General features: G+C 63.0%; 8 protein-coding genes. 6 read left to right on the top strand and 2 right to left on the bottom strand.

Annotation, left to right across the window (positions count from 1 at the left end; all coding sequences use genetic code 11):
- Nucleotides 1–5: 5 nt before the first annotated feature.
- Nucleotides 6–728: a response regulator gene (locus BM062_RS09640; RefSeq protein ID WP_175500945.1), complete on the bottom strand. Its 723-nt coding sequence runs from the start codon at nt 726–728 to the stop codon at nt 6–8.
- Between the two features lie 329 nt (nt 729–1057).
- On the opposite strand from BM062_RS09640, the gene BM062_RS09635 reads away from it, so the two are divergent.
- From BM062_RS09635 to BM062_RS09610, 6 genes are all read left to right on the top strand, one after another.
- The gene (locus BM062_RS09635; protein ID WP_092396211.1) at nt 1058–1555 is read left to right on the top strand and encodes a Spy/CpxP family protein refolding chaperone; all 498 of its coding nucleotides are present in this window, start codon (nt 1058–1060) and stop codon (nt 1553–1555) included.
- Between the two features lie 341 nt (nt 1556–1896).
- On the top strand, nt 1897–3315 hold the full coding sequence (locus BM062_RS09630) for an MdtA/MuxA family multidrug efflux RND transporter periplasmic adaptor subunit (protein ID WP_092396209.1): 1419 nt from the start codon (nt 1897–1899) through the stop codon (nt 3313–3315).
- 17 nt (nt 3316–3332) lie between these two features.
- Entirely contained in the window at nt 3333–6479 is a 3147-nt protein-coding gene (locus BM062_RS09625; RefSeq protein ID WP_092396207.1) for an MdtB/MuxB family multidrug efflux RND transporter permease subunit, read from the top strand.
- A 15-nt stretch (nt 6480–6494) separates the two neighbouring features.
- On the top strand, nt 6495–9713 hold the full coding sequence (locus BM062_RS09620) for an efflux RND transporter permease subunit (RefSeq protein WP_092396205.1): 3219 nt from the start codon (nt 6495–6497) through the stop codon (nt 9711–9713).
- Nucleotides 9714–9764: 51 nt separating this feature from the next.
- Nucleotides 9765–11246: an efflux transporter outer membrane subunit gene (locus tag BM062_RS09615; RefSeq protein WP_092396203.1), complete on the top strand. Its 1482-nt coding sequence runs from the start codon at nt 9765–9767 to the stop codon at nt 11244–11246.
- 68 nt (nt 11247–11314) lie between these two features.
- On the top strand, nt 11315–11746 hold the full coding sequence (locus tag BM062_RS09610; RefSeq protein WP_092396201.1) for an EamA family transporter: 432 nt from the start codon (nt 11315–11317) through the stop codon (nt 11744–11746).
- Nucleotides 11747–11754: 8 nt separating this feature from the next.
- Here the strand turns inward: BM062_RS09610 and pabB are convergent, their stop codons facing one another.
- Nucleotides 11755–13644, bottom strand: coding sequence for an aminodeoxychorismate synthase component I (gene pabB, locus BM062_RS09605; RefSeq protein ID WP_092396199.1), 1890 nt, complete (start codon nt 13642–13644; stop codon nt 11755–11757).
- Nucleotides 13645–13661 lie beyond the last annotated feature (17 nt).

Here is a 13661-nt window from a genome sequence, read left to right as displayed (position 1 = left end):
CTGCGTCACGACTCAACCGTCACCGCGGTGGCCAATACATAACCTTCGTTGCGCACGGTCTTGATGATCACCGGGGTACGCGCGTCGTCGCCCAGTTTCTGGCGCAGGCGGCTGATCTGGATATCGACCGAACGGTCGAAGGGATCGGATTCGCGCCCCTGGGTCAGCTCCAGCAGCTGGTCGCGGTTCAAGACCCGGTTCGGATGGTCCAGGAACACCTTGAGGATACGGTACTCGGCGCCAGACAGGGCCACCACCAGCCCCTCGCTGTTGACCAGGTGGCGCGCGATCAGGTCCAGCGTCCAGCGTCCGAACTGGATCTGCTGGGCTTCCGGCGAGGCCATGTTCGGCGGCAGCGCCTGGGTGCGGCGCAAGACGCTGCGGATGCGGGCAAACAGCTCGCGCGGCTCGAACGGTTTCGACAAATAATCGTCGGCGCCCATTTCCAGGCCGAGGATGCGGTCCAGCGGTTCGCCGCGCGCGGTCAGCATGATCACCGGGATGTTCGAATCGGCGCGCAGGTTGCGGCACAGCGTCAGGCCGTCTTCGCCCGGCAAGGTGAGATCCAGCACCACCAGGTCGACCCGCGCTTCCGACAACACCTTGCGCATGTCGTTGCCGTTGGTCGCCATCAAGGTGCGGAAGCCGTTGGCGTCGAGGTACTCGGCCAGCAAGGTGCGGATTTCGTGGTCGTCATCGACCACCAATATGTGAGCAGCAGTTTCCATATGCGTGATTATCCTAGGACCGGAAGTGCGGCCAATCGAAAAAAGAAGTGCTTAATGATGAATGGCGAAGTATTCAATGCGGTCAATCCCTGGTAGGCGGCAGCTGCCGGCGGCTGTAGTTTCTAGGATTATGGCAACTCGGCACAAGAAAGACGATAGTAATTTGTATATTGGCATATCTGCCACCTGTGTGGACACATTAAGATACAAAGCAAACTGGATGCCATACATGCAGATACAAAGCTGGACTTCCATGAAAAACCGGCGATACACCAGCGCGGTCCAATGCGAACTGTGCGGATTGCACTTAAATTCATGGAGATTTCACGATGTTCAAGCTTCGCAAACAACTGCTGATTGGCGTGACCGCACTGAGCTTTGCTGCCATGGGCATGACCGCCCAGGCCCAGGTCGACGGCGGCCCGGGACGTCACGCGCCTACGCCGGAACAACAGGCCAAATTCGCTGAAAAGATGGCAAAACGGCAGGCCAAACTGCATGACGACCTGAAAATCACCTCGGCCCAGGAACCCGCATGGCAGACCTTTATCGGCAAAATCAAGCCGGTCCCGCCTACCGACAAGCCGCAACGCCCGAGCAAGGAAGAATGGGCCAAGCAAACCGCCCCTGAACGCATGGAGCACAAGATGGAATTCCTGAAGCGGGCTGAAAGCCGCCTGGCCGACCGCACCGCTGCGGTCAAGGAGTTCTACGCCGCGCTGACGCCAGTCCAGCAAAAGGTGTTTGACGACCACTTCAAGCAAATGGAACAGCATCGTTTCGGCCATCGCGGTGGTCACCGCGGCGGTCCTGACGCCGCCCCTTAACTGCAAAACGGCCCGGTTTCCGACCGGGCCGCAGCCGGCTCCCGGCAAACGGCGCAGCCCCGGAACCAGCCCGGCCCGACTCCCTCCTGGCGCATATTCCGCGGCCTCGCCGTTTGCCGGCGGATCCTGCCGAAACAACCCAATTGCCGACCGCCTAGCCAGCGGCTACACTGCCTCGCAGCGTCTTTCATTAATTTGAAACAATTTCTAATAAATACACACGGCGGTAAAATTTACTCGCTAAACTCATGTAATTATTTTTCAACAATCTGCCGCAGGCCAGCCCCCCGGCAAATTGTTGCATTGCATCCGTCCACATTCTGACTGACCTCCTGCCTGCGATGACTACTACACCGACCTCTCAAACCGACCAATCCAGCCAAACCCGGCCTGCCCTTGCCAGCCAACGCCAGGGCGGATTCCAGCGCGGCTGGTGGTGGCTGGCCGCGGTCGTCGTGCTGGCGCTGGCGGCTTACCTGATCTGGGGCCGCAGCCATCAGTCTGGCGATGCGGCTGCGGCAAAACCCGGGCAAGCGGGGTCGGCGGCCAACGGCGGCGGTAAAGGTGGCCGGCGCGGCGGGCCCGGCGGACCGAGCGGCCCATTGCCGGTAGGCGTAGCTGCAGCAAAAACTGGCGATATCCGTATCTATCTTTCCGGCCTCGGCAGCGTCACGCCGGAAGCGACAGCGACGGTGAAAAGCCGGGTCAACGGCCAGTTGATGAAACTGCATTTCAAGGAAGGCCAGGTGGTCAAGGCCGGCGACTTGCTGGCAGAACTGGATCCGCGTCCGTACCAGGTGGCGGTAACGCAGGCCGAGGGCCAGCTGATCCGCGACACTGCCCTGCTGAAGGCAGCGCAGATCGATTTGCAGCGCTACCGCACATTGCTGGCGCAGGATTCGATCGCCAGCCAGCAAGTCGACACCCAGGCCGCGCTGGTCAAGCAATATGAAGGCACGGTCAGGTCGGACCAGGGCGCGCTCGACAGCGCCCGCCTGCAGCTCACCTACTCGCGCGTCACCGCGCCGATCAGCGGCCGCATCGGCCTGCGCCAGGTCGACCTCGGCAATATCGTGCAGAGCAGTGATACCAACGGCATCGCCGTCATCACCCAGCTGCAGCCGATCACCAGCGTATTCAGCATCCCGGAAGACAATATTCCCAGCGTCATGAAACAGATCCAGGCCGGCAAGACGCTGGCGACCGACGTCTGGGACCGCGACCAGAAGAACAAGCTCGATAGCGGCGCGCTGCTCACCATCGACAACCAGGTCGACAGCACTACCGGCACGGTCAAGCTCAAGGCGGAATTCCCGAACGCCGGCTACGCTCTGTTCCCAAGCCAGTTCGTCAACGTCCGCCTGCTGCTGGACACCCGCCGCGACGCCACCGTGATTCCGAACGCGGCAATCCAGCGCGGCTCCAGCGGCAATTTCGTGTACGTCGTGAAAGCCGACCACACTGTCACCATCCGCCCCGTGACGGCCGGTCCGGTGGAAGGCGAATCGACCGCCATCGACAAAGGCATCGCAGTCGGTGAAACCGTGGTGATCGACGGCATAGACAAACTGAAGGAAGGCGCCAAAGTGGAGCCGGTGACCCGCGGCGGACCTGCAGCAGCAGCGACCGGGGCCGACCCCGCCGCTGCCGGCGCCCATAAGGGCGGCCGGCGCCACCGCGCGGACGCCGGCGGCGATGCGTCTGCCCCCGCAGCCTCTGCGCCGGCGCCTGCCGCCCCCAATAACCGCAGCAGTCAATAACCGGCCGTGAAGAACGCATGAATCCCTCACGTCAGTTCATTCTCCGGCCGGTCGCCACATCCCTGTTGATGCTGGCGATTTTCCTGGCCGGCATCGTCGCCTACAAGCAGTTGCCGCTTTCGGCCTTGCCGGAAGTCGACTATCCCACCATCCAGGTGGTGACGCTGTATCCCGGCGCCAGCCCGGACGTCATGACTTCCTCGGTCACCGCGCCGCTGGAGCGCCAGTTCGGCCAGATGCCGGGCCTCAACCAGATGTCGTCGACCAGTTCCGGCGGCGCTTCGGTGATCACCCTGCAGTTCAGCCTCGACCTGAGCCTCGATATCGCCGAACAGGAAGTCCAGGCAGCGATCAACGCCGGCGGCAACCTGCTGCCGTCCGACTTGCCGACGCCGCCGATCTACAACAAGGTGAATCCGGCCGACACGCCTATCATGTCGCTGGCGATCACCTCGAAAACGCTGCCGCTGCCCAAGGTGCAGGACCTGATCGACACCCGCCTGGCGCAAAAGATTTCGCAAGTGCCGGGAGTCGGCCTGGTCACCCTGTCCGGCGGCCAGCGGCCTGCCGTGCGCCTGCAGCTGAATCCGCGCGCAGTCGCCGCGCTGGGCATGAACCTGGATGACATCCGCACCGCCATCGGCAATGCCAACGTCAACCAGGCCAAGGGCAGTTTCGACGGACCGGCGCGCGCCTCGACCATCGACGCCAACGACCAGCTGCGTTCGGCCGACGAATACCGCAACCTGATCATCGCCTACAAGAACGGCGCGCCGGTCCGCATCTCCGATGTCGCCGATGTGGTCGACGATGCGGAAAACATTCGCCTGGCGGCCTGGTCCAACACCTCGCCTGCCGTGATCCTGAATATCCAGCGGCAGCCGGGCGCCAACGTGATCGGCGTGGTCGACAACATCAAGAAGATCCTGCCGAAACTGCAGGAAACCTTGCCTGGCGCGATCGATGTCCAGATCCTGACCGACCGCACCACCACCATCCGCGCCTCGGTGGCGGACGTGCAATTCGAACTGCTGCTGTCGATCGCGCTGGTGGTGATGGTGATCTTCATCTTCCTGCGCAGCGTGCCGGCTACCATCATTCCTAGCGTGGCGGTGCCGCTGTCGCTGATCGGCACTTTCGGCATCATGTACCTGGCCGGATTCTCGGTGAACAACCTGACCTTGATGGCGCTCACCATCGCCACCGGCTTCGTGGTGGACGATGCGATCGTGATGATCGAAAACATTTCACGCTACATCGAAGAAGGCATGAAGCCCTTGCAGGCGGCCCTGAAAGGCGCCGAGCAAATCGGCTTCACCATCATTTCGCTGACCTTTTCGCTGATTGCGGTGCTGATCCCGCTGCTGTTCATGGGCGACGTGGTCGGCCGCCTGTTCCGCGAGTTCGCCATCACGCTGGCGGTGGCGATCCTGATTTCCGCCGTCATCTCGCTGACGCTGACGCCGATGATGTGCGCCAAGCTGCTGCACCATATCCCGGAAGAAAAACAAAGCTGGTTCTACCGCAAGAGCGGCGAGTTCTTCGACAACATCATTGCCCGCTACGGCGTGGCGCTGGAGTGGGTGCTGCGCCACCAGCTTTCCACCCTGGTGGTGGCGATCGGCACCCTGGTGCTGACCGCGGTGCTGTATATATTCATTCCAAAGGGCTTTTTCCCGGTGCAGGATACCGGCGTGATCCAGGGCATTTCGGAAGCCAGCCAATCGATTTCGTTTGCCGCCATGTCGGAACGGCAGCAGGCGCTGGCGGCGGTGGTGCTGAAAGACCCGGCGGTCGAGAGCCTGTCCTCGTTCATCGGCGTCGACGGCAGCAACGCCACCCTCAACAGCGGACGCATGCTGATCAATCTGAAGCCGCGCGAACAACGCAACATCAGCGCCAGCGACGTCATCCGCCGCCTGCAGCCGGAACTGGACCGCCAGGTCGGCGACATCACGCTGTACATGCAGCCGGTGCAGGACTTGACGATTGAAGACAGCGTCAGCCGCACCCAGTATCAGTTCAGCGTCGAAGACGCCAACGCCGCGGAGCTCAGCATCTGGGTGCCCAAGCTGATCGAACGCCTGCGCAAGATCCCGGAACTGGCGGATATCGCCAGCAACCAGCAGGATCTCGGCTTGCAAGCCTACATCGCGATCGACCGCGACGCCGCTTCGCGGCTGGGCATCACCACGGCGGCGATCGACAATGCCTTGTATAACGCGTTCGGCCAGCGCCTGATCTCCACCATCTACACCCAGTCGAACCAGTACCGGGTGGTGATGGAAGTCAAGCCGGAATTCCAGAAAGGCCCGGCGGCGCTGAACAGCATTTTCCTGGTCGCCGGCAACGGCAACCAGGTCCCGCTGTCGAGCATCGCCAGCATCGAGGAGCGTACTTCGCCGCTGGTGGTGAACCATATCGGCCAGTTCCCCGCCACCACGATTTCCTTCAACCTGGCGCCCGGCGCCTCGCTGGGCAACGCGGTCAAGGCAATCCAGACGGCCGAAAAGGAAATCGGCATGCCGGACAGCATCCAGACCAGCTTCCAGGGCGCGGCGCTGGCGTTCCAGGCTTCCCTCAGCAACACCCTGATGCTGATCCTGGCGGCGATCATCACGATGTACATCGTGCTCGGCGTCCTGTATGAAAGCTACATCCACCCGATCACGATCCTGTCGACGCTGCCGTCGGCCGGGGTGGGCGCCCTGCTGTCGCTGATGATCGCCGGCACCGACCTCGGCATCATCGGCATCATCGGCATCATCCTGCTGATCGGTATCGTCAAGAAGAACGCCATCATGATGATCGACTTTGCGCTGGATGCCGAACGCAATGAAGGCAAGAGCCCGCGTGAAGCGATCTACCAGGCTTGCCTGCTGCGTTTCCGCCCGATCCTGATGACCACCATGGCAGCCTTGCTGGGCGCCTTGCCACTGATGCTGGGCACCGGCGTCGGCTCCGAGCTGCGGCAACCGCTGGGGATCACCATGGTCGGCGGCTTGCTGCTGTCGCAGGTGCTGACCTTGTTTACCACGCCGGTCATCTACCTGGCGTTCGACGACCTGGCGCGCCGTACAAAAGCACGTTTCGGCATCAATCAAGACGAGCACAAGGGCGACGACGACAGCGACGGCGCGATTCCTGAACCGGCCAAGCCGTAGGGAAGCCAAGACAGCATGAATATCTCGCGTCCCTTTATCCAACGGCCGATCGCCACCACCCTGCTGACCATCGGCATCGCCCTGGCCGGCATGGTGGCGTTCCGGCTGCTGCCCGTTTCGCCGTTGCCGCAGGTGGATTTTCCGACGATCTCGATCTCCGCCTCGTTGCCGGGCGCCAGCCCGGAAACCATGGCCGCCACCGTGGCCACGCCGCTGGAGCGCGCACTGGGATCGATCGCGGGCATCACTGAAATGACTTCGTCGAGTTCGCTCAGCTCGACCCGCATCACCCTGCAGTTCGACCTCAGCCGCGACATCGACGGCGCGGCGCGCGACGTCCAGGCTGCCCTGAATGCGGCGCGCAACCTGCTGCCGACCGGCTTGCCCAGCAATCCGAACTATCGCAAGGTGAATCCGGCCGATGCGCCCGTGATGATCCTGGCGCTGACCTCGGACAGCATGACGCAAGGCCAGATGTACGATGCCGCCGACACCATCCTGGCGCAAAAGCTGTCGCAGGTGAAAGGCATCGGCCAGGTCAGCGTCGGCGGCAGCTCGCAGCCGGCGGTGCGGGTCGAGCTGAATCCGACCGCGCTCAACAAATACGGCATAGGCACGGCCGACGTCCGCACAGCGATCGCGGCCACCAACGCCAACCGTCCTAAGGGCATGCTGGAAGATGGCGACAAGAACTGGCAGATTTACGCCAACGACCAGGCCAAGACCGCCGCCGAATACATGCCGCTGATCGTTTCCTATCGCAACGGTGCGCCGGTGCGCGTCAGCGATGTCGCCACGGTGGTCGACTCGGTCGCCAACCTGCGCAACTCCGGTTCGGCCAACGGCAAGCCGTCGGTGCTGGTGATCCTGAGCCGCCAGCCCGGCGCCAATATCATCGAAACGGTGGATGAAGTGCGGGCCCTGCTGCCGCAGCTGCGCGCCTCGATTCCGGCTGCCATCAACCTCGATGTCGCCATGGACCGGACGCCGACCATCCGCGCCTCCTTGCGCGAGACCGAAAACACCCTGCTGATGTCGATCGCGCTGGTGATCATGGTGGTGTTCCTGTTCCTGCGCAACGGCCGCGCCACGCTGATCCCGGCGGTCGCGGTGCCGATCTCGCTGATCGGCACGTTCGGCGCCATGTACCTGCTCGGCTACAGCCTCGACAACCTCTCCCTGATGGCGTTGACGATCGCCACCGGCTTTGTGGTGGACGATGCGATCGTGGTCCTGGAAAACGTCTCGCGCCATATCGAAGGTGGCATGAAACCGTTTGCAGCGGCGTTGAAGGGCGCCAAGGAAGTCGGCTTTACCGTGATGTCGATGAGCATTTCCCTGATCGCGGTATTCATCCCTATCCTGCTGATGGGCGGCATCGTCGGCCGCCTGTTCCGCGAATTTGCCGTCACCCTGTCGGTCGCGATCCTGGTTTCGCTGGTAGTGTCGCTGACCACCACGCCGATGATGTGCGCGCGCCTGCTGAAGCACGAGCCGGACCGCAAGCAGGGGCGTTTTTTCAACGCCACCGAACGCGCCTTCAACGCCATGCTGCGCGGCTACGAACGTTCGCTGGCGTGGGCCTTGCGTTTTGCGCCCTTGATGATGCTGATCCTGTTCGGCACCATCGTGCTCAACGTGTATCTTTACACCGCGATTCCCAAAGGGTTTTTCCCGCAGCAGGATACCGGCCTGGTGATCGGCGGCATCCAGGGCGACCAGTCGATTTCGTTCCAGTCGATGAGCACCAAACTGAACCAGTTTGTCGAGATCGTCCGCAAGGATCCCGACGTGCAGAGCGTGATCGCATTCACCGGCGGCGGCCAGAGCAACCGCGGCCAGATGTTCATCACGCTGAAGCCCCTGACGCAGCGCAAGCTGACAGCGGACCAGGTGATCGGACGGCTGCGCGGCAAGCTCAGCCATATTGCCGGCGCCAACCTGTTCATGCAGTCGGTGCAGGATATCCGGGTCGGCGGCCGTGTCAGCGACGGCCAGTACCAGTACACCTTGCAGTCTGACGACCTGAACGAACTGCGCACCTGGGAGCCGAAGATCCGCGAGGCGTTCAGCACCCTGCCGCAGCTGGCCGACGTCAGCACCGACCAGCAGGACAAAGGCTTGCAGACCACCCTGACCATCGACCGCGAAACCGCCATCCGCAGCGGCGTCACGCCGCAGCTAATCGATTCGACCCTGAACGACCTGTTCGGCCAGCGCCAGGTGTCGACCATCTACAGCGGCATGAACCAGTACCACGTGGTGATGGAAGCAGCGCCGCAGTATTGGCAGAGTCCGCAAATCCTGCACGACACTTACGTCAGCATTCCTTCCAGCACCGCCAACCTGTCGCCCACTACGTCCGCTCTCGGCACGCCGCCGGCGTTGACGGCGGGCGGCAAGCTGGCGTCCAATTCGTCGCTGGCGCTGACCTTGTCGACCACGGCGGAACAACAGATGCCGCTGGCGGCGTTCTCCAGCTTCCAGCCCACCAACACCTCGCTCGGCGTCAACCACCAGAGCCAGTTCATCGCCTCCACCATTTCCTTCAACCTGCCGGTCGGCGGCTCCCTGTCCGACGCCACCTTGGCAATCAACGACGCCATGGCCCGGATCGGCGTGCCGACCTCGGTGCACGGCAGCTTCCAGGGCAGCGCCAACCTGTTCCAGTCATCCCTGAGCAGCCAGCCGCTGCTGATCCTGACGGCGCTGCTGGCGGTGTACATCGTGCTCGGCGTCCTGTATGAAAGCTACGTCCATCCGATCACCATCCTCTCGACCCTGCCTTCGGCCGGCGTCGGCGCCTTGCTGGCCTTGCTTGCAACCGGCACCGAATTCAGCCTGATCGCCCTGATCGGCGTGATCCTGCTGATCGGCATCGTCAAGAAAAATGCGATCATGATGATCGACTTCGCCCTCGACGTTGAGCGCACCCGCGGCCTGTCGCCGCGCGATTCGATTTTCGAAGCCTGCAAGCTGCGTTTCCGGCCGATCATGATGACCACCATGGCGGCCATGCTGGGCGCGGTGCCGCTGGCGCTGGGCCAGGGCGACGGCGCCGAACTCCGGCGGCCGCTGGGCATCGCGATTGTCGGCGGCCTGATCGTGAGCCAGCTGCTGACCCTCTACACGACGCCCGTGGTCTACCTGTACATGGATCGCTTCCGCCTGTGGAGCAAGGATAAATGGGAACGGCGCGGCGGCAGGCCGTTGCCTGACGCCAGCGAAGCATAAGCACGACACGGAAATCATGGCCGATGCAAAACGATAATCAACGGATCCAATATGAAACAAGCACCTACCCGTAAAACCCTGTTGGCGGCGGCAGCCGCGGCGCTGCTGTTGAGCGCCTGCGCCGTCGGGCCGGACTATGTAAAGCCGGCCACGGCTGCGCCGGCCGCCTTCAAGGAAATGAAAGACTGGAAGACAGCTACCCCGCAAGACCAGGAACTGCATGGCAAGTGGTGGGAAATCTTCCAGGATCCGCAATTGAATGCGCTGGTCGAGCAAGTCAATATCTCCAACCAGAACCTGGCGCAAGCCGAAGCGCAGTTCCGGCAGGCCAAAGCCTTGGTGGAATCGGCCAGGTCGTCTTACTTCCCGACCGTGTCGGCCAACGTGTCGGCCACCCGCTCCGGCGGGCGCAGCAGCAGCCTGAGCAGTTCCGGCGGCTCGGTGACCACCACCGATGCGCTCGGCCTGAGCGCCAGCTGGGAACCCGACCTGTGGGGCCGCATCGGCCGCACGGTGGAAGCCAACCAGGCTTCGGCCCAGGCCAGCGCCGCCGACCTGCAGGTAGCCAGGCTCAGCGCGCAGTCGACGCTGGCCCAGAATTACCTGCAGCTGCGGGTGCTCGACATGCAGCAGACCTTGCTCGACGACACGGTAGCGGCCTATCAGAAATCGCTGCAGCTGACCCAGAACCAGTATGCCGTCGGTGTGGTCGCGCGCTCTGACGTGATCCAGGCCCAGACCCAGCTCAAAGGCGCGCAGGCGCAAGCGCTGGACAATGGCGTAGCGCGCTCCCAGCTGGAACATGCGATTGCCTTGCTAACCGGACAGGCAGCCTCTACTTTCTCGATCACACCGGCGCCGCTGGTAGCGGTGCTGCCGGCGATCCCGGTCGGCGTGCCATCCTCGCTGCTGGAGCGCCGCCCCGATGTCAGCTCGGCGGAACGGCTGGCGGCATCGGCCAACGCCAAGATCGGCGTGGCCAAGGCTGCGTATTTCCCCGACCTGACCTTGTCGGCTTCCGGCGGCTTCCAAAGCAACAGCTTCGCCAACTGGCTGACGGTTCCTAACCGCATCTGGTCGCTCGGGCCGGCGCTGGCCGCCACCCTGTTCGACGGCGGCGCGCGGCGCGCCCAAAGCGACCAGGCGATTGCCGCCTACGACGCCAGCGTCGCGGTGTACAAGCAGGCGGTGCTGACCAGTTTCCAGGAGGTGGAAGACAACCTGGCGGCCTTGCGCATCCTGGAACAGGAGGCCGCGGTCCAGGCCGAGACAGTCCAGTTCGCGCATCATGCGCTGGAACTGATCTTGAACCAGTACAGGGCCGGCACCGTCAACTACACCAGCGTGGTGACGGCGCAGGCGACCGCATTCAACGCCGACCTGTCGGCCCTGAATATCCAGAACCGGCGCTTTGCCGCAAGCGTGCTGCTGATCAAGGCGCTAGGCGGCGGCTGGAACCAGGCTGAGCTGCCCGGCAACGCGATGCTGAACGATCGCGATGCCGCCGCCACGGGCAAACCTGCGGCCAAATGAAATTCGGGGCAAAATGGCGTTGACTTGAATCCTGTCGGTCAAGTCCTATTCGATATCAGGGGAAAAAAATGAATTTCGGCTCCAGCTGGCAGGTATTTGCTCTTGGCTCTGCATTCTTCGCCGGCCTGACGGCGATCTTCGGCAAGTTCGGCGTCGCCGGCATGAACTCCAACTTCGCCACCTTCATCCGCACCGTCATCATCCTGTTCGTGATCGCCGGCATCGTCAGCTTGCGCGGCGAATGGCAGAAACCGACGCTGGTCAGCTCTTCCAACTGGCTGTTCCTGGTGCTGTCGGCCATCGCTACCGGCCTGTCCTGGCTGTGCTACTACCATGCGCTGCAAATCGGCCCGGTGTCCAAGGTAGCGCCTATCGACAAACTGAGCGTGGCCTTCGCCATCGTGCTCGGCTTGCTGTTCGCCGGCGAACAGCTGACCTGGCCGGTAGCGATCGGCGGTTCGCTGATCGTGGCCGGCTCGGTCGTGATCATCGCGTTCTGACCAGCCTGCTACACGATCTGCAGCAGCGTAGCCGGCATGGTTCCGCGCAAGGCGTTGCACACCATGACCTGCTCGGCGGCCAGCAAATCTTCCAGGTCCAGGCTGCGTTCGCTGGCGTTCCACGCCGGATCGTCCAGCACCACGCTGCGCATCACTCCGGGCAGCAGACCTGCCCGCAGCGGCGGCGTGTACCAGCGCCCGTCCAGCTTGACAAACACACTGCTGCGGCCGCCTTCGGTCAACTCGCCTTCATCATTAAAGAACAGCATATCGAAAGCCCCCAGCTGCTGCGCTTGCTGCCAAGCCTGGTCGTAGCGTTGCCGTACCGTGGTTTTATGCCGCAGGAACAGGTCGCCGGACTGCACCCGCGCCGGCGCGATCAACAGGCTGACCGGCAGTTCAAGCGTCCCCAGTTCCGCGCTTTGCAGGCTGCAGCCGCCATCTGCCGACAAGGTCAGGCGCAAGCGCTGGGGTGCGCCGGCAGGCAAGTTGGCGCAATGCGCGCGCAAAGTCGCGCGCAGGACGTTTTCATCGTAAGGAAAACCAAAGTAGGCGGCCGATGCCTGCAAGCGCTGCAAATGCAGGTCCAGGTGACGGCATCCGTCCGCGGCAGTCGCGTACATGGTTTCAAACAAGGAAAAATCGCCGACCATGCCAGTCAGGAATTTGGCTTTCAATGCGCATTCGGCAAACTCCTCCGCCGCCACGCTGTCGTGCACGATGCCGGCGCCGACGCCCATTTCGCCGTGGCGTATGCTGGCGCCGTGCAAGCCGTCCGGCGCAGCTGGCTGCAGCCATAAAGTCCTGATCGGCACCGACAGGCAGAAATCGCCGAACCGGCGGCCCGGCTGCTCCACATCGAACCATCCGATCGCGCCGGTATACAGGCCGCGCGGCTCAGGCTCCAGCTCATTGATGATTTGCATGGTGCGATGCTTGGGCGCGCCGGTTATCGATCCGCACGGGTACAGCGCCTGGATCACGGCGCTGAGGCTGATATCGTCGCGCACCTGCGCCTGCACGGTGGAAGTCATTTGCAGCACAGTGTTGAAGCGCGTCACCTCGAACAATTGCGGCACGCGCACCGAGCCGAGGACGGCGATCCGTCCCAGGTCGTTGCGCAGCAAGTCGACGATCATCAGGTTTTCCGCCCGATTCTTCGGATCCGCGGCGAGCGCCCTGGCGGCCAGGGCATCCTGTCCGGCGTCGCCGCTGGCGGCGGCGGTGCCCTTCATCGGCCGCGTGGTCAGCACGCCGGCCGCATGCCGTACGAACAGCTCCGGCGACAGCGACAGGACCGCCGCGCCGTCCTCCAGCAGGATCAGGCTGCCGTAAGGCACCGGCTGGCGTTGCCTGAGCCGGCGATACAGTGTAACCGGGCTGCCGTAGGCATCGAAACGCAGGCGGTAGGTATAGTTGACCTGGTAGGTGTCGCCGGCTTCGATGTAGGCGTGGATCTTGGCGATGGCGGCGGCGAATTGCGCGGCGCTGACGTTCGGATGGAGATTGGCGATGCCAGCCTCGGCTTCCGCTGCGCCATGTTCTGCAGCCTGGCGTTGCGCCAGCCAGGCGTCTACCTCGGCATCGTTCAAACGCTCGCAATGCGAGAACAGCAGGATTTGCGCCAAAGGCTGGGGCGCCACTGCCGGCGGCTGCGGCAGCGCGACATGCTGTAGCCCGATCCCGAGTTCATAGGTAAACAAGGTCACCGCGTGCAAACCCTCGCGCAAGGCTTGCTGCATCTGTTCGATCAACTGCGGCAGCCGGTCCGCTTCAAAACACGACAGGCTGCGCACGTGGCCGGTGTATAGTCGGGAACAATGCGCTTGCGCAGAAATGGCGCTGCGGTCATCCAGCAAGGCAAAACACTCGGTTGACGCGGGAAACGTGTTGGTCATGGTTCTTGTGAAAAGCG

Origin of the sequence: Collimonas sp. OK412, assembly GCF_900112135.1 — a bacterium.
In the GTDB taxonomy this organism is placed as follows: domain Bacteria; phylum Pseudomonadota; class Gammaproteobacteria; order Burkholderiales; family Burkholderiaceae_D; genus Collimonas; species Collimonas rhizosphaerae.
Note: the sequence above shows the minus strand (reverse complement) of the source record. Positions and strands in the feature narration are given on the sequence as shown.

Coding starts and splice junctions, on each gene's coding strand:
- BM062_RS09615 (WP_092396203.1), top strand. CDS start 9,765: ATGAAACAAGCACCTACCCGTAAAACCCTGTTGGCGGCGGCAGCCGCG.
- pabB (WP_092396199.1), bottom strand. CDS start 13,644: ATGACCAACACGTTTCCCGCGTCAACCGAGTGTTTTGCCTTGCTGGAT.
- BM062_RS09625 (WP_092396207.1), top strand. CDS start 3,333: ATGAATCCCTCACGTCAGTTCATTCTCCGGCCGGTCGCCACATCCCTG.
- BM062_RS09635 (WP_092396211.1), top strand. CDS start 1,058: ATGTTCAAGCTTCGCAAACAACTGCTGATTGGCGTGACCGCACTGAGC.
- BM062_RS09610 (WP_092396201.1), top strand. CDS start 11,315: ATGAATTTCGGCTCCAGCTGGCAGGTATTTGCTCTTGGCTCTGCATTC.
- BM062_RS09640 (WP_175500945.1), bottom strand. CDS start 728: ATGGAAACTGCTGCTCACATATTGGTGGTCGATGACGACCACGAAATC.
- BM062_RS09620 (WP_092396205.1), top strand. CDS start 6,495: ATGAATATCTCGCGTCCCTTTATCCAACGGCCGATCGCCACCACCCTG.
- BM062_RS09630 (WP_092396209.1), top strand. CDS start 1,897: ATGACTACTACACCGACCTCTCAAACCGACCAATCCAGCCAAACCCGG.